At 52.9% G+C, this 20208-nt stretch carries 33 protein-coding genes and 1 pseudogene; 1 reads left to right on the top strand and 33 read right to left on the bottom strand.

The window, feature by feature from the left end; all coding sequences use genetic code 11:
* Positions 1 to 52: 52 nt before the first annotated feature.
* The 26 genes and pseudogenes from ABLU87_RS25735 to ABLU87_RS25610 form a co-directional block, all read right to left on the bottom strand.
* Positions 53 to 463 carry a hypothetical protein gene (locus ABLU87_RS25735; RefSeq protein ID WP_154950691.1) on the bottom strand — a complete coding sequence of 137 codons (411 nt, stop codon included), beginning with the start codon at positions 461 to 463 and terminating at the stop codon, positions 53 to 55.
* 18 nt (positions 464 to 481) lie between these two features.
* Positions 482 to 862: a hypothetical protein gene (locus ABLU87_RS25730; protein WP_154950689.1), complete on the bottom strand. Its 381-nt coding sequence runs from the start codon at positions 860 to 862 to the stop codon at positions 482 to 484.
* 80 nt (positions 863 to 942) lie between these two features.
* Positions 943 to 1638: a DUF6246 family protein gene (locus tag ABLU87_RS25725; RefSeq protein ID WP_348866071.1), complete on the bottom strand. Its 696-nt coding sequence runs from the start codon at positions 1636 to 1638 to the stop codon at positions 943 to 945.
* Between the two features lie 59 nt (positions 1639 to 1697).
* Positions 1698 to 2462, bottom strand: coding sequence for an immunoglobulin domain-containing protein (locus tag ABLU87_RS25720; protein WP_348866070.1), 765 nt, complete (start codon positions 2460 to 2462; stop codon positions 1698 to 1700).
* A gap of 59 nt (positions 2463 to 2521) precedes the next feature.
* Positions 2522 to 2743 (bottom strand): hypothetical protein, encoded by a 222-nt coding sequence (locus ABLU87_RS25715; protein WP_348866068.1) that lies wholly within the window; start codon positions 2741 to 2743, stop codon positions 2522 to 2524.
* Positions 2744 to 2745: 2 nt separating this feature from the next.
* Complete coding sequence (locus ABLU87_RS25710; protein WP_224373642.1) at positions 2746 to 3129, bottom strand: hypothetical protein; 384 nt, start codon at positions 3127 to 3129, stop codon at positions 2746 to 2748.
* On the bottom strand, positions 3126 to 3365 hold the full coding sequence (locus tag ABLU87_RS25705; protein WP_224373644.1) for a hypothetical protein: 240 nt from the start codon (positions 3363 to 3365) through the stop codon (positions 3126 to 3128). The genes ABLU87_RS25710 and ABLU87_RS25705 overlap by 4 nt, the downstream gene beginning before the upstream one ends.
* A complete protein-coding gene (locus ABLU87_RS25700; protein ID WP_094909228.1) occupies positions 3362 to 3730 on the bottom strand; it encodes a hypothetical protein in 369 nt (122 codons plus the stop codon). Before ABLU87_RS25700 ends, ABLU87_RS25705 begins: the two co-directional genes overlap by 4 nt.
* Before the next feature lie 2 nt (positions 3731 to 3732).
* Positions 3733 to 4095 carry a hypothetical protein gene (locus ABLU87_RS25695; protein WP_224373646.1) on the bottom strand — a complete coding sequence of 121 codons (363 nt, stop codon included), beginning with the start codon at positions 4093 to 4095 and terminating at the stop codon, positions 3733 to 3735.
* A 173-nt stretch (positions 4096 to 4268) separates the two neighbouring features.
* The gene (locus ABLU87_RS25690) at positions 4269 to 4670 is read right to left on the bottom strand and encodes a hypothetical protein (RefSeq protein ID WP_064371278.1); all 402 of its coding nucleotides are present in this window, start codon (positions 4668 to 4670) and stop codon (positions 4269 to 4271) included.
* Positions 4671 to 4730: 60 nt separating this feature from the next.
* On the bottom strand, positions 4731 to 4913 hold the full coding sequence (locus ABLU87_RS25685; protein ID WP_064349216.1) for a hypothetical protein: 183 nt from the start codon (positions 4911 to 4913) through the stop codon (positions 4731 to 4733).
* Positions 4914 to 4922: 9 nt separating this feature from the next.
* On the bottom strand, positions 4923 to 5999 hold the full coding sequence (locus tag ABLU87_RS25680; RefSeq protein ID WP_348866066.1) for a major capsid protein: 1077 nt from the start codon (positions 5997 to 5999) through the stop codon (positions 4923 to 4925).
* 17 nt (positions 6000 to 6016) lie between these two features.
* Positions 6017 to 6463, bottom strand: a complete 447-nt coding sequence (locus ABLU87_RS25675) for a hypothetical protein (RefSeq protein ID WP_064349220.1) — start codon at positions 6461 to 6463, stop codon at positions 6017 to 6019.
* Between the two features lie 12 nt (positions 6464 to 6475).
* Positions 6476 to 7741: a hypothetical protein gene (locus ABLU87_RS25670; RefSeq protein ID WP_335199436.1), complete on the bottom strand. Its 1266-nt coding sequence runs from the start codon at positions 7739 to 7741 to the stop codon at positions 6476 to 6478.
* A 3-nt stretch (positions 7742 to 7744) separates the two neighbouring features.
* Positions 7745 to 8671 (bottom strand): phage minor head protein, encoded by a 927-nt coding sequence (locus tag ABLU87_RS25665; protein ID WP_348866065.1) that lies wholly within the window; start codon positions 8669 to 8671, stop codon positions 7745 to 7747.
* Positions 8631 to 9980, bottom strand: coding sequence for a phage portal protein (locus ABLU87_RS25660; RefSeq protein ID WP_348866064.1), 1350 nt, complete (start codon positions 9978 to 9980; stop codon positions 8631 to 8633). The genes ABLU87_RS25665 and ABLU87_RS25660 overlap by 41 nt, the downstream gene beginning before the upstream one ends.
* Before the next feature lie 64 nt (positions 9981 to 10044).
* Positions 10045 to 10164, bottom strand: a pseudogene (locus tag ABLU87_RS25655).
* Between the two features lie 167 nt (positions 10165 to 10331).
* Complete coding sequence (locus tag ABLU87_RS25650; RefSeq protein WP_100091667.1) at positions 10332 to 11651, bottom strand: PBSX family phage terminase large subunit; 1320 nt, start codon at positions 11649 to 11651, stop codon at positions 10332 to 10334.
* Entirely contained in the window at positions 11635 to 12102 is a 468-nt protein-coding gene (locus tag ABLU87_RS25645) for a DUF2280 domain-containing protein (protein WP_348866063.1), read from the bottom strand. The genes ABLU87_RS25650 and ABLU87_RS25645 overlap by 17 nt, the downstream gene beginning before the upstream one ends.
* Positions 12103 to 12133: 31 nt before the next feature.
* Positions 12134 to 12769, bottom strand: a complete 636-nt coding sequence (locus tag ABLU87_RS25640) for a putative metallopeptidase (RefSeq protein WP_348866062.1) — start codon at positions 12767 to 12769, stop codon at positions 12134 to 12136.
* 273 nt (positions 12770 to 13042) lie between these two features.
* On the bottom strand, positions 13043 to 13471 hold the full coding sequence (locus tag ABLU87_RS25635; protein WP_274342338.1) for a hypothetical protein: 429 nt from the start codon (positions 13469 to 13471) through the stop codon (positions 13043 to 13045).
* A gap of 189 nt (positions 13472 to 13660) precedes the next feature.
* Positions 13661 to 13939 carry an Rz1 lytic protein gene (locus ABLU87_RS25630; protein WP_224373667.1) on the bottom strand — a complete coding sequence of 93 codons (279 nt, stop codon included), beginning with the start codon at positions 13937 to 13939 and terminating at the stop codon, positions 13661 to 13663.
* A complete protein-coding gene (locus ABLU87_RS25625) occupies positions 13824 to 14213 on the bottom strand; it encodes a DUF2570 domain-containing protein (protein ID WP_224373668.1) in 390 nt (129 codons plus the stop codon). Before ABLU87_RS25625 ends, ABLU87_RS25630 begins: the two co-directional genes overlap by 116 nt.
* 88 nt (positions 14214 to 14301) lie before the next feature.
* A complete protein-coding gene (locus ABLU87_RS25620; protein ID WP_276572888.1) occupies positions 14302 to 14796 on the bottom strand; it encodes a lysozyme in 495 nt (164 codons plus the stop codon).
* Positions 14768 to 14971 (bottom strand): phage holin family protein, encoded by a 204-nt coding sequence (locus ABLU87_RS25615; protein ID WP_032700399.1) that lies wholly within the window; start codon positions 14969 to 14971, stop codon positions 14768 to 14770. The genes ABLU87_RS25620 and ABLU87_RS25615 overlap by 29 nt, the downstream gene beginning before the upstream one ends.
* A gap of 153 nt (positions 14972 to 15124) precedes the next feature.
* Complete coding sequence (locus tag ABLU87_RS25610; RefSeq protein ID WP_224373729.1) at positions 15125 to 15634, bottom strand: hypothetical protein; 510 nt, start codon at positions 15632 to 15634, stop codon at positions 15125 to 15127.
* Between the two features lie 347 nt (positions 15635 to 15981).
* Here ABLU87_RS25610 and ABLU87_RS25605 point away from each other — a divergent pair, with 347 nt between their 5' ends.
* Positions 15982 to 16317 (top strand): hypothetical protein, encoded by a 336-nt coding sequence (locus ABLU87_RS25605; RefSeq protein WP_154905696.1) that lies wholly within the window; start codon positions 15982 to 15984, stop codon positions 16315 to 16317.
* A gap of 262 nt (positions 16318 to 16579) precedes the next feature.
* Here ABLU87_RS25605 and ABLU87_RS25600 read toward each other — a convergent pair whose 3' ends face one another.
* The 7 genes from ABLU87_RS25600 to ABLU87_RS25570 form a co-directional block, all read right to left on the bottom strand.
* Complete coding sequence (locus tag ABLU87_RS25600; RefSeq protein WP_142631256.1) at positions 16580 to 17158, bottom strand: DUF1133 family protein; 579 nt, start codon at positions 17156 to 17158, stop codon at positions 16580 to 16582.
* Entirely contained in the window at positions 17155 to 17814 is a 660-nt protein-coding gene (locus tag ABLU87_RS25595) for a phage N-6-adenine-methyltransferase (RefSeq protein ID WP_154905695.1), read from the bottom strand. The genes ABLU87_RS25600 and ABLU87_RS25595 overlap by 4 nt, the downstream gene beginning before the upstream one ends.
* Positions 17811 to 18863 carry a DNA cytosine methyltransferase gene (locus ABLU87_RS25590; RefSeq protein WP_154905694.1) on the bottom strand — a complete coding sequence of 351 codons (1053 nt, stop codon included), beginning with the start codon at positions 18861 to 18863 and terminating at the stop codon, positions 17811 to 17813. Before ABLU87_RS25590 ends, ABLU87_RS25595 begins: the two co-directional genes overlap by 4 nt.
* Positions 18860 to 19165, bottom strand: a complete 306-nt coding sequence (locus ABLU87_RS25585; RefSeq protein WP_348866061.1) for a Ref family recombination enhancement nuclease — start codon at positions 19163 to 19165, stop codon at positions 18860 to 18862. Before ABLU87_RS25585 ends, ABLU87_RS25590 begins: the two co-directional genes overlap by 4 nt.
* Positions 19166 to 19331: 166 nt before the next feature.
* A complete protein-coding gene (locus ABLU87_RS25580) occupies positions 19332 to 19514 on the bottom strand; it encodes a hypothetical protein (RefSeq protein ID WP_224373507.1) in 183 nt (60 codons plus the stop codon).
* Between the two features lie 126 nt (positions 19515 to 19640).
* On the bottom strand, positions 19641 to 19874 hold the full coding sequence (locus ABLU87_RS25575; RefSeq protein WP_224373509.1) for a DinI family protein: 234 nt from the start codon (positions 19872 to 19874) through the stop codon (positions 19641 to 19643).
* A gap of 146 nt (positions 19875 to 20020) precedes the next feature.
* Positions 20021 to 20208 (bottom strand): hypothetical protein (locus ABLU87_RS25570; protein WP_348868975.1); only part of this gene is annotated, 188 nt, incomplete at its 5' end.

Raw genomic sequence — 20208 nt, 5'->3', positions numbered from 1 at the left:
AATAAAAAACCCCGCCGGAGCGGGGTTTGGTTATCTTGATTGGACTATGTTTTTATTGTATGGCGCCAAAAATTATAAGTAAGAATATCAGCAATATCCCTGCACCAATCCACTGCCCAATGGAATTTGCCGCCTGTTCTTTCTCTAATATTTTATTATTTATTTTATTCGTTTCATCGTCTACCGCCCTCGCTGCTGCATTCATTTCCTCAGCATACACTTGGGACATCTCAACCTGAGCCTCTGTGGGTGCAGAGGAGATGAAATTATTAAATTGGTCGGACAAATCCAGCGAAGTCGTGTGTGGATTTCCGCCACTTGCGATAACAGATTTAATTTCCATATTAATCAAAGACACAACAGCCCTCAACCTTTCTCTGTTGGCGACATATCTCTTCCCACCGCCAGGGAGGTCAATTTCTTTGTAATAGTCCTCAGCAGTGCCAGGTATCTCAATTGCCATATCCAAACCCCTGGATTATCAGTCAGCCCAGCCTGTCTTTGTATTAATTGCCGATTCCGCCATCGTATACTTCGCTACAACGTCATCTTTAAAGAGGATCGTAAGCTCTTTCTTTGTCCCGTTCGTACCGTTATGGAAAAGGCCGTAGAACGGAATGAATGAGGTGCCATTAACTTTCACTTTAGCGAAGGAGTACTTCCAGATTTCGTTACCGCCGTCGGTGTAAGAAACCGCATCCGGCGATCCGAAGGTGTTCTTAACCTCTGCCTTGGTGGTTTTTCCTTCCTGTAGCTTTGACTGGACGCTGGTTTCGGACTCTTTGCTGAGTTGCTGATTTCCAGAAGAGGCACAACCAGACAGCGCTAACGCAATCGCTGATGCGACAAAAAATTTCTTCATTTTGTATTATCATCCCAATGGTATTGTCGGGATAAATCCTAACAGGGTTGTTTCTGGCAACAAACCCACAAATTTGGTCGTTATCGCGGTTTTTCTTTCTCCATCATTGCCTGCCAGCGGCGATCGTCTTCGTCCATTACCTGATCGTACTCGTCCCTCGTAAACCCTTTCTGGTTCGGGTATTTGGCGTTGAGCAGTAATGCAAATTCCGTCATCGTCAGGTTTTCGGCCTCTTCCCGACTTATGCCGAAATGGTTGCGGGCCGCCATGATGTAGTCGGTTGCGCGGAACTCCGACGTGGTCTCGTTGCTTTCATGGCGCTGCAGCTTGCGCACCTTCGCTTTTCCGACGATGCCGTGCGTCATCAGGTTTTGCGCGATGATGACCATATTCTCCGGCGGCAGACTTCCAGGCCGCCAGACGAAACCGCGTTTGCGCCCTTTCCCCGGACGCATCCAGCCGACCAGATCACTGATGTCATCATCGCAGCACGCCGTAAGCACGGTGTGAGCCGCCATGATGGCTTTGCGGGTAAGCAAGCCACTCTGGATATACCGAAGCACGCAATCCGGAAGCCGGCTGTACTCGTCGCGGATATACGCCTCTGCTGCGCGCTGCAATAGTGGCGTGACATCATCGCTGAGCAGGTCATAAAACGTTTGCACGATTTCAGCCGGCTCACCTATGCGCGCCATAGCCCTGAATGACGGCCGGAAAAAGAATTCCCGGTCATCGGTACCGATAAGGCACTCACCTAATTCTTTAATGGGGGTCATAGTCGCTCCATAAACAGTATCAAGGGCGCAGAACGCCCTTTGTACTATTCACGACGTGGTTAGCTGATCGTGACCGTGCACGCCACCGAGATGATTTTGACCGGCGTCGCTGAGGAATCAGTGACCTCACAGGTATAAACCCCAGCGTCACCAGATGCGGCGCTCGCTTTGTTAAACGTTGCCGTGGTTTGCCCGCTGACGACGGATCCGTCTTTTTTCCACACGTAGGTGTATGGAGACGTGCCGCCTTCAACCACCACCGGCATGTTAAGAGCGGAGCCGGTCGCAACGGATTTGGTCGCCGCAAGGTTCGTGGTGAATGCCAGTGCCGGCGGAGCAACTTCAAATACCACGGTGTCAGCATCAGCAACTTTCCACTCTCCTGAGAAGGTGGAAACATCCGAGGTGCCGAAATCGCCAGACCATGAAGTGGTGTTGAAATACCCCATGATGTAGGTGCCGGCGTCTTCGCCAGTAAAGTCGAAGCGAACCCAGATCGTCGGCTGGCGGCCTGCCTGCACTTCATCGAAAATATATTTCGAGATAGCGATGGCGCCGATTTCAGTCGTTTTATCTTTTTTGCGGAACTCACCTTCCCCGGAGATGGTGAAATCCATGTTATTGACCAGGTTCTCAACCAGACCCTTCGTATCGTCAGCCTCGGAGCTAACGGTATTCATGGAGTAGTCGAAACCTTTCGTGGTCAACGCCCCCAGGCGTTTCCATTCAGAAAGCGCAGGGACCGTATCCGCACAGCCCATAGCCATGCGGAGCACGGCCGCCTTCCCAATCAGCTTGCCGGTATCATTAGCGCAGCCTTGCATGTATGCCTCTCAAATAAAAAAGGCCGCCTGATGGCAGCCTGATGGGTGATTCTGGCGGTTTATGCCGCCATGGTTTCAATATCTTCGGTGTTTCTCGACAACTTCCTGCGAATTTCAGACGTGCTTTTATCGCCATCCCATTTCGATAGATACCTGTCATGAGTAATGAGCCCCGTGGTCTTTGCCGCAAGACTTTTGTGGGGATTAGCGAGGATATCCGCATACTGATAATGTTTTCTCAGCACTTCCTGAGCATAGGACGCATCAAGTGGATAAATCATGCTTACTCCCCGTATGTGCAGGAGACGAGCAGCCGGGTTACTAACCGACCCTCTTCGGTTGGAATTGGCGCAGGGACATTACCGACAAGCTGCAGCGCACCGACGCAGTCATCAGCACCCGATTGCACGCTGATGTATTCGACGATGGCGTTTACCGCAGCGTCCGCAGCGTCTGGATTCGATTTCGATGAGACGACATCAACCATCACATACCAGTCGCCGCCGCGGTCGTATTCGATATCCGTACCGCCGGCGGAACGGAATACGATGAACTGGTCGGCATCCTTTCCGGAGTCCTTCCATTGCCGCCATTGCACCCGAAAGCCCGCGGTGAGCCCTTCAGCCACAAACAGGTCTTTCAGGCGCATGTACATTGGAGGAGTCATAGGCCTTCTCCACATGGAACGACTTCGACGCGCCCCTTTAGAGTACGCTCGTAGAGCTCGCCTTTGCGGCGTTTATGGGCTCTGAATGGCCTTGGATGATATCGAACAATTCCGCGCTGGATGTCAGCAAAGAACACCCCGTCGATTTGGTTGCCATTCACGAATACTTTGCGAGGACCAAGACCATCTCCAGCAAAATGGATGTTGCGATTCATAATGAGGGTGCCGCGATTCATAATGACAACTCCTTCTTAACCGCCGCATCAATCTGGCTGCGGGTATCCTCGAAGCCCTTCGTTAAGAACTCTTTCCGCGCAGTCGCGCGCCGGAAGTTTTGCTTCACTTCAGGGTCATGAACAAACACCGCATAGTTAGCCGTGTAGCCAACGCGCCCGGTCACCCGCACGCCGTTAGCAGTGATTTCCCGGAACTGGCTATTAATGAGCGTCGACGTGTCGATCGGTGTATAAAGCGCTGCTTGTGCGCTGCCGATGAGCATCGCCGACTGCAACGCGCGCACCACCTTGCGCCCCTGCACGTCCTTAATGATGCGGTCGAGATTAGCCTTCGCCTGGCGGATGCCGCGAACTTTAGCGCCCATAATCAGACTCCCGTAATCAGCGCAAAATCATCAGCGACCCGCTCGAACGTATCGGCGAACTGAACGATCTGCCGAATCTCATCGGCATCATCCGGCGGAGCCGCATCGGTTGACGCGCCAATCAGGATGTAATCTCCCTCCCGCGCCTCTGCGTACTCGCTCCATATCGTGTTTTTAACCACGATTTCCCGGCCAAGGTCACCGATTTTCGCAGAGAGACCGCCCTGGTAGTCGCAGAGAATGGCGATAGGCGCTTCCCATCCATACGGCTGACCTCCGCCGTCGGTATCACTACCGTCGGCATCGCGTATGCGCCGCCAGATTGTCGCCGTCGCGGTATATGACCAGTTGGCTACCGATGACATACCCTATTCCCTCCATCGCAGCACGATTGCGCCTGTAGCCTGTATGCGAGGGCAGTTAATCATCCACTGCCCGGCACCATTAACGTATGCCGTCGTTTGCTCGCCAGTATCAGTCATGACCCAAACGCGGGTGAATGTGCGCGGTAGCCGCTGCTGCACTGAAATCCAGGCCATTACTTATCCCCGCACATGCAGCCGCCTTTGCCTATCCATATACCGGCAAATGCTGGCGCAGCAGTCGGATCGGCAGGAATAAGAGCGCTAGCGCATCCGTATTTATCCAGACTACGAAGGAGGTTTACAGAGGCCTTCCATCGGTCTGAAAATGACTGGTAGCGGAACGATCGAGACGCGCCGCTGGGAGCAGTCTGGCTGGAAATGTACTTATCGCCACTCCCGAGCCCCATTAGAGCCAGCAAGTAAAGCTGAATCAGCAAGGCTGTTGATGCCGGGTAATGCGCATCAAGACATTCCTGAATGCTGTTCGCCTGGTCAATGAACGCCTGCAGGACAAAGTCGGGGATTTCGATGCCCTGCCCGCTGAGGTATTCCTTAGCCTGTTCGAGAGTGACCATTATCGACTCCGTGAGAATGTAGCCCTGTTTTCACAGGGCATAAAAAAACCGCTTTCGCGGCTATTCTTCTTCGCTTTCTGCTTTGCGCTTCCGGCCTGTTTTGGCCTCTGGCGTGGCGGGAGTTAACTCCCCTTCGCTAATCAGGATGACGTGCGGTTTTAATGATGGGTGCAATCCCTCCATTTCAACCACCTGACCGGCACTTACGCCATGCCACGGCCTGACAACCTGGTACTTAGCCATGCCATCCCCTTACGCCAGGTTTGCGCCGTAGACAACACCAGACAGTCCCTGCTCGTCTGCGGTGATTTGCAGACCTTCAGCAGACATAATCTGGAAGTTGTAGTTAACGTTAGGCAGCGGACGCGGCAGTGGAACAATGCCAACGGCCATGCCAACCAGCGGTGAAATGACGTCCTGACGGCGCACATATGCGATGAACTCGTTTCCGCTGAGGGCGAAGGTAGGACGGACTTCACGAACCGGTGCGAACGGCAGGACAGCCTGCAGGACGGTTCCGCTGACTACACCGTTGACGACATACGGCTGCGCGAGGTTAGCCCAGATTTCCGGGGATACCCACATCACGTCGTACGCTGCAACTTTGTTAGCGCGGGCCAGAGTACCGAACGCACCTTTACCGAAGAACTCAAACAGCTGAGTCATGGTTGCGGCGGTTAGGTCGAGGTTTGCGCCGCCCGCACCAGAGCCAAGGTTCAGCTTTTTGGTGTTGCGGTGGTTCTTGATACCTTGCGCCGGGTAGGACTGCACCTGAATGTTGGCATCTCCGTTCAGGTAGTAGTTAACGCGCTTCTGGTTGAATTTGCGCATCTTCGCCATCTGCGAATCCAGAACCAGGTCAATGCCGACCGAGTTCATGCCAGCTGCACGGCGCCAGTTAACACCGTAACCCGCGGTGAATACCGGGATCGGGTCACCATCGCTGGCGTATTCAGTGTGGTCGAAGGAGAACGGCGCCTGGCCGTCAATGCTGACAGAAACATCATCAGCGATATCGCCGACAACGTTATACAGTTTCGCGGTTTTGCCGACAGAAAGGACAGTCTGCACGCCGATCAGGTCGTTAACGATTTCAATCCCTACTTCCTGATCGCGCAGCTGCAGCACTTGACGGTCAATTTCAGCCCAGAAGTCGCGAGTAAACCCGCCTACTGCGTTACAGGCCAACATTTCCGGCGTCATAATCGCGCGGTTAGCCGCAATAATGGAATCGTTCTGCAGGTTCCACATATTGCGGTTAGCCCACAGCTCGTTCCAGTGACCACCAAGGCGGGAGTTAGTCGCCAGCGTCTCTTTGGAGAAATACATATCTGGTTATCCTTTTGTTATGCGCCAGCGGCAACGGTACCAACGCGCATACGCACGCGGATGTAATCGGTGGTACTTGCAGCGACGGTGTATTCGTCCTGGCTGTAGCCGATCACCGAGTCAGTGTCAGATGTCGCAAGGGTGAATTGGCCAGCGGTGCCAAGCTTGATCGGGCTGTCTTTCTTATACGCACCCGGCAGGCAGCGCAGAGCAAGTTCGCGGCCTTCTTCGACGTAGTTGCCTACTGCGGAGTCCCCGGACGGGATTGCTTCAGTGATGTTCAGGCCCTGGTGGTAACCGACATCAATGATGTACAGGCGGCCGGTTAGCGCGGTGGCCTGCGCAAACTTTCCAGATGAGTTAATGGTTGCGGCGGTACCAGGAAGCAACGCAGCGGCAGTAGTTCGGGTTTCGGTCTTGTACAGAGACTGACCGTCGATATTAACGCGACGATAACGTGCCATTATTGCGGCTCCTTATTTGAAATGTTCTTCAGCGGTCGGCGCGCCGGTTGTTTTATGCTGCTGACCTGCGTTAGTACCGAGAGCTGCAGCTTCACCCAGCGATTTGTACATCGCATCAAGCGCTTCGCCTGTCAGCGCATTCGCGACGATCTCACCGTGAACCTTCGCCACTGCATCACGCTTGGTTTTCTCTTCAGCGCGGGAGTTGGCAGTTAGAGTTTCCGCGAGTTTGTCCTGGTTGACCTGCAGCGCGTCAACTTTATCCGTCAGAGGCTTCAGCGCCTTTTCGGTATTGGTCGCAACAGCCTGGCCGATCATGCTGCCGATTTGTTCCAGTTCTTCTTTGGTTAAAGGCATGTCGCCCTCCGTTTTGTGGTTTGGTGCAGGCTGTTCCTGCGGTGTGAAAATGGATTTAAATTTGTTGGCAACGACAGCCACCCAAGACTCCTGCCGCTGTACTGCAGTTCCTGTGTCGTCAAAGGTGATTTTCCCACCCTCAGTGGAATAGCCGTAAACCTCAGCCTTGCCGCCGTTGCGGATAACCACCGCCTGAGAATCAGTGAAGTCTGCAATCCATGCGTATTCATCTGATCCCGGCGCAAACTTGGCTTTGGCCGCCCGATCAAGGCGCTGCTCGCGCTCCCGGTAAGATTCACCAATCAGGGCGCCAGAATTGGCTTTAAGCGGGATGGCAAGGTCAGCGTTAACCATAAGCCCGACTCCCTGTTCAGGTGTCGCTGCGCCGACTTCGTGCAAAAGGATTGCGTCGTGATCCATGCCGTGGATTTTTGCCACCCATTCAGCACCGGTGGCCCGTTGCTCTTCATTCGGCTCTAACTGGTCGAGGAATGCAGCAATGCTGGTATGAATCGGTGGAACCTCATCACCACGCTCAATGGCTGCAACTCGTTCAAGCAATTCACGCCCACCCTCTGATTCCTCAGCGCGGGCGACATCAACCCACTTTTCCAGGTAGATGCGATTACCGGACTTCTTAACGTTGCGGTTCCATGCGCCAATGTGCCCCGCATTAATCCCCTCAGGTGAGAAAGCTGACACAAACTGACCATTAACCTGCGGATGACCAAGCGGTGCCAGGGTGCCTTCAAGCCCCTTATAGTGAGCATCAATTTCTGAAGCGGAATAGAGCCCACCATTCATAACAACGTTGGCTGGCAGCGTGTAGCTGGGAAGCACCAGGTGGTCGCGACCGTTGTAGGTTTCTCGACGGATCGACTGGCTGTTCACCCGGGTAGTGATGTTTACCTGAATAGGCATGAGTTACCCCTTAGACCAGGCATAGCCGCGCGCCTGCATCGTTTTATATTCCTGTTTAAGTTTGGTGATGACGTCCGGATACACCGGGTTACCGCTGTCATCAACGAGCACAGACTGTTGGCTGCACTTGCAATTTATGGAATTCGCATCCTTCGCGTACCATTCTCGAACCTCTTCATTTGTGTAGAGATGAGCATGCCGAGCGGCATGATTCCGGCGAGTTGTTGGAGACAGCGCAGAAATGTGAAGCAGTCGGGTTTTCAGGCCGTAGAGTTCCTGAGCTTCGTCGTCCTCGTCCCATTTGGCCCGCCGTAGCGCCGTGGTGACTTCTGTGCGCGCTATGCGGTTGGCCCGCCTTTTCTCTATGCCCACCTGCTCGGTCAGGTTCCGAGCCACCTCTCTCGGGTTAAGCCCACGGCCAACCCCATCGGTCAGCACTCGCGCCATATCGCGCTTAACTTCAGCGGTAAGACCTTTCATTTCCTCAAATACGCGCGCATGCACCAGCGCCATACGCTGCTGGTACGGGTCACTTGCGAGGATAGAGGCCAGAGATTCGCGCCCGGCGCCATACACCGGCGACTGCTGGCTAAGGTTGTAAAATGACTGCCCCGTACCTTTCTCTGCGGCCAAATCCACATACTCATAAAACCAGAGGCCGTACTCGTTACCCTCAAGCAAAACCTGGTCTACCAGGTAGGTAGCATCGTTCAAGATGATGGAGAGTAGCGTTGGGTTTAACTGGTATTCGTACCTGGCGTTTATTGCGAGGGAGGAAGGTATTTTGTCGAGTGCTGATTTGTACGCGTTGCCAATCTTATTCATCCGCCTGGCGAAGTCTTTCATTGCCCGGCGTTCCAGCGCATCGGCTCCGGTCGGGTCCTGATAGTTACGCGGTAGAATCGGCGGCTTCGTCTTCTTCGCTACCATCCTCTTCTCCTAACGGCTCTTCGTCGTCATTTTCGTAACCAGCGGTCGTGCGAATCTCTTCGCGCGTAAACGCAGGATTTTCGCCACTACCCTGCATGGTCTGGTTAACCTCGCCCATTACTTTGGCGTTAGCGAGTTTTTCAGCACCGCTCTGCTCGTTTAGGTCATCCCAAATAACAGCTTTCTGGCTCACAGAGTCGATTATCTTCAGGTCAATAAGCTTGTCGCAGAAGTCCTCTATCTCGAATGAGAGATCTACCCGGCGCGCCTGGCAGCGAGAATTGAAATATTTCTGGTCTTCAGTGCTCGACCGTTCTGCCTGCTGGTTGCCAACAAGAATTCGCGTCGGGATATCTACCCCGGCGGCGGCCGTTTGCAGGTTAACGTCATAGGTTGGTGACGGATCGGAAACCGGCGACACCAGAGATGTTACGCTCGCTCCTTGCAGGGAAAGCAGCACGTCATTCCCACGGTTCATCTCGCGCGCTGCTTCGTTAAACCTGTCCTGCAATTCGTCAACGCTGACGTTGTACATCGACGCGAGGCTGCCAAAGTCGATTTCTTTATCGAAGCTGAGCGCTAACTGGCGCGCTGCGTTCTTCAGGAACGACTCACCAGAACCACCTTCAACTTTTTCCAGGCTGACAAAGGCGTTATAGGATGGCTCAAGGAAGCCGATCGCATCATCGGTATAGTCACCAAGGATGAATACCCTGTCAGGGTGGATATTGACGCGGCGGCTCGCACCGTTAGGCAGCCTTTCCGTGTACTGCCACATCTTGGGCAGACCGTAGGTCTTCGAATTAAGGCCGGTATCCCATTCGCCCACGGTGAGAGAGCCAGCCCAGGCAACGGTTATTTTCTCAAGCCCGCGCCCTCTTGTTACCGGTAGATTCCAGTCCTGGTTGTCGCGAACGTGCAGCAGAATGCCGGCATACTTGCCTACCAAACGGCGGCGATCTGCCTCAGCAAACGAGCGCCAGAACCGGTTAGTGAATACCTGTTTCGCCTTCCTTTCCCATGCGGTTTCATCTTCGGTTTCGTCGGCGTCGTCGCCCTCGATAATTTCCGGGTTAGTCTGCCAACACTTGCCAACCAGTTTCTCAACAGCACCGTGAGCGATACCACCGCGACGGTACAGGGCGTAGAGGTTTTCGTAGGTGACCTGTTCAGGGAAGCCATACTCGCACCATGCTGAATGGCGCTTATTGTCCAGCCCCATCGTCGGCGCCATCAGCCCCATACGGGCGCGCGCCATCCGCGCATCGTTCAACGCATGGTTGACGGCGAGAGTTAATTTGTCAGTCATGGTTTGTCCGGTGGTGGATTTATGGCAATAAAAAACCCAGCTCTATAGCTGGGCCTGTAATGGGTTGCGGCTGCTGGACTCGAACCAGCACTCTCGTCAGGCGTTAACATCATGCCGTACCGAGCGCGACCAGCAATGGCATGGCCGCGTTGATGCGTTACTCTACCGATTGAGTTACGCCGCAATAAAAGACCGCCTGAACGACCTGTTCAATAGGTGTGGTGGCCGGTGCTGATCTCCGGCTTTGACTTACCAACGGGGGCCGCATCGATTTATCGAATTGTCTTGCCGTAAGTCCAGGGAGTTACCCCTTTCGCGCGCATCAGCCTGCGCATTCACCACATATTCAGTTTAACGCCCCTGCAGGCGTTTGGGGATCATCATCCCCATCGACTGAGGCTTACGCTTGATATACCCGTCCAGACCGTACCGGACACCGTCCCAGCAGTGGTTGTTCTTGTCTTCTATGACCGGCAAGACTTCGCCAGTGATCCGGTCAGTTTTGTACGAGTAGAGCCGGGCTTCTTTCGCCGTCTCCTTGCAGCGTGGATGAATGATGATTTTCTTAAAACCGCGCAGGCAAGTTATCCCATCTTCTACGCTGCCCTGCCATTTCTGAGCTGCTGAGATATTGAAACCCTGGCCCTTGATATGGCTGATAGTTTCAGGTCTGGAGTTGTCGGCTTTGATAGGCCATTTGCGAGCCTCGGGTATGCCAGGGAATTTCGCCTCGTCAGTAACCTTCCAGTCTTCAAGCTGTTTCGGCGTGGCATCGGTTTTGCCAGCGTAAAACTTCCACATGTCATCGAGCTCTACACCATTGCCGTAGGCCTCGTATTCGATGTAGAGGTTGTTATCCAAGATGAACATGCGAATAAGCGTGCTTGGGTCTTTTGCGAAACCGAAGTCGGCGCCGAACAGCAGGCGCTCTGATTTCTTCCAGAGGTCGTCTTCAAAGCTCTGCACGACGTATTTATTCGCCAGCACCTGCTTGTCTGAGTTCTCCAGATAGGCGCCTTCCCAAATCCACGCATAATCGGCGTAGTCGAGGTTTTCCAGATCTTCGAGGCGCTCTTCTTCGAGTACATCCGGGAACCATGGATTGTCGCTGTAGTTCATCTCGACAATCATCGAGCTTTTCGGCGGGTTCTTTCTGAAGAGTTTGTCAGTGGCGCTGCCGTCTTTCTCCGGGTTCCATGTCACCCAGATTTCAGAGCCATTTTCACGCACCGTCGGGCGCAGCTTCTTCCAGGCCGTCGCCGATACCGACTCAGCCTCATCTACCCACGCAACCAGAATGCGCGCCTTGGATTTAATGCTGTCGAGGTTGTGGCGCAAGCCGCAGAAAACGTAGCTAACGTTGCGGTTTTTGGTGCGGATGTACTTTTCGCCAATATCGAAGTAATCATCCAGCCATGGAACAGACCGGATCGCCTGTTTCACTTCCTCCATCGATGACTCTTCGAGGGAGTTCATAAACTCGCGAGCGCAGAGAATAACACCGCTTAATCCGCTTTCTGCTGCCTGATACGCTTTAACCGCGCTCATCAGCGCGAATGTGCGCGTCTTTGCAGAACCTCGGCCACCATGCGCACCACGATAGCGAATGCCCTCTGTCGCAAATACGGGAACGAGCTTCGCCGGGATTTGTAGGTCAACCTGGCTTTCCATTTGTTGGCTCTACTCCTACCAGTCTGATCGTCGTTGGTCGCGGCGACATGCTACCGTCAGGGCTGGTGTGTTCAACTTTTTGCTTATTGCTGTAAGCCTCACCCACCTCTTTGGCTGCCTGCTCCAGTAGTTGGGCCGTCATGCCGATGTTCTTCATGTTCTCGGCAGTCGTCGACATTCGCTGCAGGACGCGCAGGCGATAGGCCTTGTTGGCGATCGGGATGTCGGAGATTTCGTTGAGGAAGCGGTCACGGGTACGGTTGAAGAGATCGACCCATTTTTTGGCGAGAGTCTTCCCGCTAACCTTTGTCGGATCGTGTGTTTCGACCTGCTGCCGGGTTATGGCGATACCGAAATCTTTCTGGACGGCCTCGACCACCTGCGAAGGCGTGTCATAGCACGCAAGCATTTGAACGATGGCGGCTTTCACCTCTGGTTTTAGTGCAGCCATGTTTCACCATCCGTCCAGTACAGTCCAGTTATTAAGCCAGCTTCAGCATGCATGTCCCGCACGCTCTGGCAACATCGATATGAGCAACCTCCGCCGGCCTGTTCGCCGCATCCACCATTTCCTGCACTTCTTTGCTGGCGCCGTAACGCCGGACCACTCCGACGAATTCCTCGACGTCGTGACCACGAAGCTTCAGCACCGGCATTCCGGTCTCTTTGTTGAACTTCGGCGCGCCGTGGTCATCGGTAGCCTGGGCGATGTGGTAGAGCTCATGCTCAACCAGCGCGCAGAATTCGACGTCGGTGCATTGCTCGCAGTAGTCGGCAGCCAGCGTGATGATGTACTTCGGGATGCGCCCGAACCATTCATGCATCTGCTGTTCCATGCGAGACTTCTGCCAGCCGCCGGCGCGCATCATTACCTGCTCACACTGACCGAGCACAATGCGCCCGCTTTTGGCGAATGAGCCAGAGGCCCACATAAACGCGACATCAGCATCGACCAGGTGCGCATGGTCAGGGTTATGGATTCGGCCCTCTTCAGAGAGGATGTGCTGATTTACCCACTCTCCGATTTCAGTGGCCGGGATAATCCGCGTGTACGGTAGCCAGTTTTCGCCAGTGAAGTTGACGGGAGGGAATGGTCGGCGGTCTTCAGATTCAGCCATACAGAACATTCCTCTGGGTTGTTCGGATGCTTGCCGGGGAATTGTTTAACCGGCAGCTCATGAAACTTACATAAAACTCTGCCAATGGCACTTTACAGGCACCACCTGCAGAATCTTATAAACGCAACATTGCCACTTCTTCTCAGAGTTGCTCAGTCACTTCTCGTCTTTGCGAGCCGTCAAGATGTGGATCACCTCTTTGGTTGACACCAGATCTATGCTTCTTGTCGGGTAAGCATTATCGAGCCACTTCTGGAAGTAGCTCTGCAATGGTCACGCCTGAAGTGCGATGGCCTGTTTCTCGTATTCATCACGCCCTACAGAGATAATGAAGCGAGAAAACAAAATACAAATCGCATAGCTAACAGCAGTGAATACCCAGCCGGCATATGCCAGGAGCATCACTGTTGCGATAAGACGTAACCAGCCCACGATTTTTATGAACACTCCAGAGCGTTTGAAGATCACTCTTAAGTTTTGAATGGCCGCTATTTTCTTTTCGGGATTGTTTTCCCGACTGATTAGGAACGCAGCAAACGTAACGATGATGGAGATGAAAACCACCAGGATGATAATCATCCAGTATGCTGCTGCCGAGAGTCTTGATAGCGCATCGCTGCCAGTCCATGCCGCGTAGGCAAGAAGGGCAAGCAGAGACCAGGATATGGCGTTACTGATAAAGCCAGTAAAAAAACTCTTCATAGCGTTTCCTTTTAGGAGTGAGCCTGTCGTACAGGAACGCCGCCCGAGAGAGGTCGCCACCTTTAACGGCGTTCCTCAGGCTCACGACTGAAAGACTCTCGATAATTTGCGCGTACGATGCGCATTAAAAAGCCCTGCTATTGCGAGGCTGGTTATTGAGTTTATCCCCACACTGGGATATGGGATTATTCATCCCTTAGTGGGGTTAACGGCTTGCGCTGCTCTTTCTATTTCCGCCTGCCGTATATCAGCCTTATCCCGGTTGCATTGCCCCAGCGCCGACAGCAGGCTGACATTCAAATCCAGGCTTTGGCCCCATGTTAGATTGTCAGGGACTGCAGGTTGAGGGGTGTCAGCTGTCAGGCTGGACGGTAACGGAACCACTGGCACTTTGACGTAGACCGTTCGCGTATTGTTGCAGCCGCTTAACTGCGCCAGCAGGCACAGGCCGATTAGTGCAATCATCATTCGCAACAGCCACTTTGATATCTGACGCGGCTCCCGATGCGTCCAGTGCGATCTGCTCTTTTGCATGCTGGTTAGCCTCTGCGATGGAGTTGAATATGGTCATGGTGGTCAGGACGTTTGCGGTGATGGCCTGCGCGCTGGTTACCTGCCGTTCGGCAGCATCTGCTCGGGTTTCCTGCTGGGCTGCGACGTTGTGGTAATGACTGGCCAGCCACCCAAGGCAAACAATCAGGCAGATAACCACTGCGCTGATAATGGCGGTTAAGCGGCTCATGACATGATTACCCCAACAGCCAGAAACCACGGCCACGCATCATTACCATTGAAGGCAAGCAGTGCTGCGATAACGAAACAAATCATGTTCATTTCTGGCTCCAGGTGCATACCTGATACTCAACTTCACGCCGATTAATCAGCCCTTTCCACTTCTGTCCGCCGGCATATACCCAGCGCTTTAACTCTGCACAGGCACCGCTATATTCACGGGAATTTAGCTTTTTCAGCAGTGTGGAATTAATGGTTGCAGTGGCGCCGACGTTATAGGCAAATGAGTAAATTGCTGCGCGCTGGGTTTCTGTGGTCGGCACTTTGATATGCGGATCGACCTGTGCGGCAATGCGCTGTATATCGCGCCGGGTTAGAGCGTCGCACTCTTTATCCGTGTACCGCTTACCCCAGACAATATCCGATCCCGTGTGGCCATCGCAGACCGTGACAACACCAACGATGTCTCGATAGGCGATGTACTCGCGACCCTCAAGCCCCGTTTTGCCGGATACCATGACGGTAGCGATACCGATGGCGCCCGTACCCAGGGCTCCGATAATGCTATTTCTGAGCGCTGGTGACATTGCCATTTAATCTATCCTCGCGCTCTTTGCGCTTGTAGTACCAGTTCACACCGAAGGTGCCTATAGTGCAGACGATACCGATGATGATTGCCCAGTCGTTCAGGGAAAGAACGCCACCCATGGTCGTTAGGCCTCCAACCCAATAACTGAGCCACTCTCTGATTTTATCCATGCGTTGCATGCTCTCACCTCGCGTAGTTAGCGGGTGCTATGTGTGTTTAAAAGGGGTCAGGCCCGTCAGGCTGGATTTATCAACAAAGCGTCAAGGATGATTCCTGCGGGACCTGAAATAGAAAAGGCCGCAATTAAGCGGCCTTCGAGTGATTTATTTGTTTTAGATGGGTATGAAGGTATTGAAATGTTCTGTGAGTGCCAATGCAGGGTCGTTGAGTGAAGAAAGCACCTGTAATTTTATCTCTTCGCAGACGTCCGCGTATTTGTTTTCTTTTTCTTCCACAAGAAAGGTTTTGCCATTATTGACCACAACCTTAATGGTCCCGCTGGCGTCATGAAGGCGCAGATCAATGCTCACTACGGAGTAACTCCCGCCACGCGGCGAATCATCCGTTACTGTCGATATTTCAAAATCAAACGAGTAATCTTTTTCAAGATCGATCTCAAGTAAGCTGGACTTTCTGAAACTATCGCCAGTAACGTAGCCTGTCGAGACGTAAGGAGAAGCTACGCCCTTGATGTCCGTCCATGTTTCCCGTTCAAGGCCAAGTGATTTTCTATACTGCTCAACCAGTTGCTCAGCTTCCGAATAAACAATGTTTGACCTTTCGATCTGCGCCGCTTCAACATCTTCACGTTTCTTTTTGATTTCTGCGTAAGTGATGCCCATAGCCTTTCTCCACACCCTATTATGTCGGATTAGCATGATAACTCACCTTATAGTGCGTGGTCTTTATTTAAACAATTTTGGTTGGGCGGCCCTGTTAGCGAGTGTGGGGTTAGGAGTCCCGCGCTCTTTAACCTGCCCGGATTGGGTTATGAGCCCGTCAGACAGTGGGCCTGTATGAATGGCCGCCAGATGGATTTACGACAAAACACTGAGTGAGTGACGTTCTGGCGGCACAAATGAAAAAGGGCACTGGACTGATGCCTTTGAAGAGTTGAATGACTTAATAGTGAACTTTCATGGGCATCTAACGTCTCACCGATGAAATCAACCAAAACAGGTTTAATCACATGAAGAAAATTGTTCCAGTGCTTGCCATGTTATGGCTCTCCGGGTGTGATGATGCGAGATCTTCTCCCCCACCAATTCCCGACGAGCAGCATGATAAATCCGGAAATCAAGCGGGAACCTGGCAACTTATTGAAAAAAATAAAAATACTAAAGGAGATGTGATAGAGGTTCTGTTATTTAATACGGCCGATGGCGAGGTATGCAAAATATCCACTATCGACGACGAAGACAGGCCATCGAATTCCGCCCCTGTCCGCTGTTACTCCGCAAATGATTATGAGACAGACCGGGCACCTCCTGATAGAGATACCGATAGCCAAAATGACAAGGGTTAGTCAGTACAGAAAAATTGGTCATCCGCCAACCAGAAACCCGACGGTGCTGTTTAATGCGCCGTCAGTTCTGCCATCACTGAGCGGTATCTTCCAATCTGGCTCAGGGCTCTGCGCGTTGTAAGGCTTTGACGTGTCGTGCAGCACGCCTCTACCCAAGAGCCCTGACCGGATTGTAGATACGAAAAAGCCCAAGGCGTTAACCTCGGGCTTCTAATGTCTTTTTGCTGCTCAGTTCGCTTTAACGTCCCGAGCCTATCACAATTCAAGCATGTCCCGCGCAAGAATTCAAGTTAAATCTGTCGCTATTTGTGCCAAACTCGTCACACATTGGTGCGTAAAGCATCGATTCTGCAAGATTTAGCCAAACGTCAATCCTACTCTCGCACGTCCTCAGACACCATTCAGGGTGCTTTTCGTTAAGGTCACGAGCCATCGTCTTTTTACTGAGCTGCTTGATGTACCTGTCTTCTATAAGCGCATATAGGGACTTATGCCCTGCGCGAACTAATGTTTTGCCAAGTACCGAGTTGATGATCATCGCCTCGTCGTCAGAACAAAATGCCAGCCCACTTTTATTTTTACCGTTAAGGATTTCTTTAAAGAAGGCTTCGAGCTCAGGCTTAGTTATCCCGGACTTCTTCATGCGGCGTAGCGCCTCATTGATAGCAGTCTTGGTGATTTTCCCGGATGCCAGTAACTGGTTAAACATATTGCCGCCACTGCCGCCACCGATATATGACCAGCGGCCCCACATGCGTAGCTTTCCCTGTATCCAGATACTTTCCAGAGTGCGGAGGCGAACCATTTCACCTGACTTACCAACTTCAGAAGGGTTGATCATTCATTCACCTCATTTTTTATTTTCTGCTGTCCAGCGGCAAACAGCGCCAGTGTCAAAAATGCGCGGCCCTTTGCTTCGAGCTCACTTCGATTGATGTAACTAAGTCGCTCACCACGCCACGACTTATCAAACACGACAATAGCGCCAGCAAAAAACGCACTGGTCGGCCTTTGCTTGTCGTCGGCAGGCTTAAACCACTCGGGCAGATCAAAACCAATTCGACCGCGGATAAGGCAGATATGATCCGCATCTTCCGGCCACCATGTTTCGCTCGTCGCTGATTTGACCAGGAATACATAGCGCCCGCCCTTCTCGCGTTGCGCAGCTGCATAATTCATGATGTGAGTCATGCCTGTAATGGCCTGCTTTTCGTGGTACTGAGAACGGCTATACGGTGGGTTGCCGAAGGCTGCGCCGCCAAGTTCTGCCAGGCGCCCAGACCAGTCTTGCGTCAGCGCGTTATCTTCTGCGGTGTACCAGACAGGACATTTTGCATTGCTGTCATCAGCGAACAGGTCCAGCATCAACGGACCGAACATCGCGTTAATACCCCAGAAAAGCGGATCCGGCGTTCGCCACTGGTCGCCAACCTCTTTTAAGTAATGTGTTGGCGCGTTACGTAGGGCTGTGAGGGATTCGCAGTAAGGATTAGTCATGCGACCTCCATGTAAGCACGAATGAAAGCTGCTGCTGCCTGGGCGTTTATGGCGTTGCCGTAACCTTTCAGGCGGCCGACGCGGTTGCTGCTTGCCACTCTTGCCACCCCGGGCTCGACTCGTCCCATGCGTGCGGTAGCCCCATCAACCAGCGGGAATGTGCCGGGTTCAACTGGACGCCATTTGCCATCTCGACAAAAGAGCCAGTCCGCATCTCGCCAAAAACCGTTAACCTCAAGGGGCCGCAGGTGAACGCCTGGCGCGGCAACTGGTCCAGTCGCTCTTTCCCGTCCCGCTGCGCCGTCATTCCCGCCGAATCCTTCCAGTCGCGTGACGTTGGAGTTACCCAACCCGTCAGTAGAACGGTTCCCGGTAATTTCAGGCAGACTTTGGGAGTACCGTCCGGGTTCTTTCCGCTGTAGCAATGGGTCGACCCCGTCGCGTCGTTCGCGAGCGGAGTTTGCCAGCCAGATAATTTCACCGCTCCGGACAGGTTCTGCAGTCCGCGCTTCGTTTCTGGCTGTGGATTCGTATTGCAGGTTGGCGTCGGCCACCCAGTAGGCCCGCTCTCGCTCGTTCGGCGACCCGACACCCGCAGCCGGGAACGGCGTAAGCCCGAAGGCGTAGCCCATTCTTTCCACGTCATTTTGTACAAGGTCGAACCATGGATCCGCACGACCTCCTGCAACTTGCTCGCCAGCGACGCGCTGAGGTCGGCACTGCTTGATAAGCCAGCCAAAGGCAGGCCACAAATGCCTGTCGTCACCAAACCCAGCGCCTTTGCCAGTCGAGGAGAAAGGCTGGCATGGGCAACTTCCTGTCCAAATCGGTCTGTTATCCGGCCATCCGGCCAGACGCAGAGCATATGACCATCCACCAATCCCGGCGAAAAAGTGGCACTGGGTAAATCCTCTGAGGTCGTCAGGTGTGACATCTTCAATACTCCGTTCGTCAACTTCGCCCGGGGCGATGTGACCGCCGGCGATAAGATTACGCAGCCACTGCGCTGCAAAGGGATCTATTTCGTTGTAGTAAGCCGCCGGCGTCATACAGTAACCTCCCCTAACTCCAGGAGTACCTGACTCAGTAACTCAGCCTCAGTACCGAACTTTTCTTCCCATGACTTACGGCCAGCATGAATAGCAACGCCGTAGCCACCAGTACGGTGATGGGCATGGCATAGCGGAATGACATGGAAGTTATCAGCGCGGACAGATAAGCCAGTGCCAGAGCTGCAGTGATGTATTTCAGCGGGTGATTCACCGTAATCAAGGTTGCGGCAAACTATGCAGCCAAGAGCGGCTACGCGGCTAAGATGAAGCTTTTCAGCTTTGGTTTTTGATTTGCTCATATCGCACCGCCTTGGCGCGACAGACAAACGGAAACACCAGCATAGGTGATAGCCGGTGTCAGGAGGTACAGCTTTTGAGAGTGGTTCTTCTGCGCCATCGGTTTTTCTCCGTGGCACAGCAACTGGCAAGAAGGGTTGTTCAGACCCGTAATTAATATAGCTAATTTTAGTCCTGACTTACAGGGGGAAGACCGGCTTTTTTACGGGCCTCATTAAGGGATTTGAGCGAGGTGACAAACTCATCTTTGCGCAGCGGGAAGCCCCTCTCCACAACCCCATTTTTCACATAAACAAGGACAGGCCCGGTATGCTCTTTGAATCCTGGAAATAAATCATCCGGTATTTCCATAAATACCTCATTGGAAACACTCCACCTGCAACGAACACGGCCAACGAGTTACTGCACTAAAAATAACCGCGCTAAAGATGGCGTAAAAAGTTAACAATGGCGGCATCGCCGCCACTTACTTAGCGCTCAATAAAACCAGTCGTCGGCACTTTCCCACGTTTCCTGCAGGATTAGCTCTATGCGCTTTTTATCACCATCAACGCCGCCCAGAACGGTCAACCCGTCAGTGCTTGAGCGTCTTATATTTAGTTTGCAGCCTTCATAGTTTTGATGAAGACGGCGCAGCAATTCAACTTCAAGGGCGGGAATGGCCCCTTCTGGCAGTTTTTTAGTCTTGTCGATGGTTACTTCGATTTTCATATCATCACCCCAATCCATATACTGTATAAATAAACAGTACACCCAACGCGCTGGATGAGCAATATCTTAAGAGCACAAAACGTTAATTTTTGTCAGGATTGATAAAAGAAAACCCGCTGTAGCGGGTTGAATTTCATGGAGAAATATTAGTGCGGAAACTTTGATTCGACCTTGCTGTGAACCTCCCACAGACTAATTCCGCAGCTGCCGCAGAAGTTAGCCAGGTAATCCAGCCCTGACCATTCCCGGACACCTCCGCGAGCGGCTTCAACGTATACGCCGATTTGCTTATCTCTCCACAGGCCAAACAGTCGCCAGCCTCCGCTATCTGCGT

Origin of the sequence: Klebsiella sp. CB_Kp196 (assembly GCF_040061575.1) — a bacterium.
Lineage (GTDB): Bacteria > Pseudomonadota > Gammaproteobacteria > Enterobacterales > Enterobacteriaceae > Klebsiella > Klebsiella michiganensis.
This window is presented reverse-complemented; position numbering and strand designations above follow the sequence as displayed.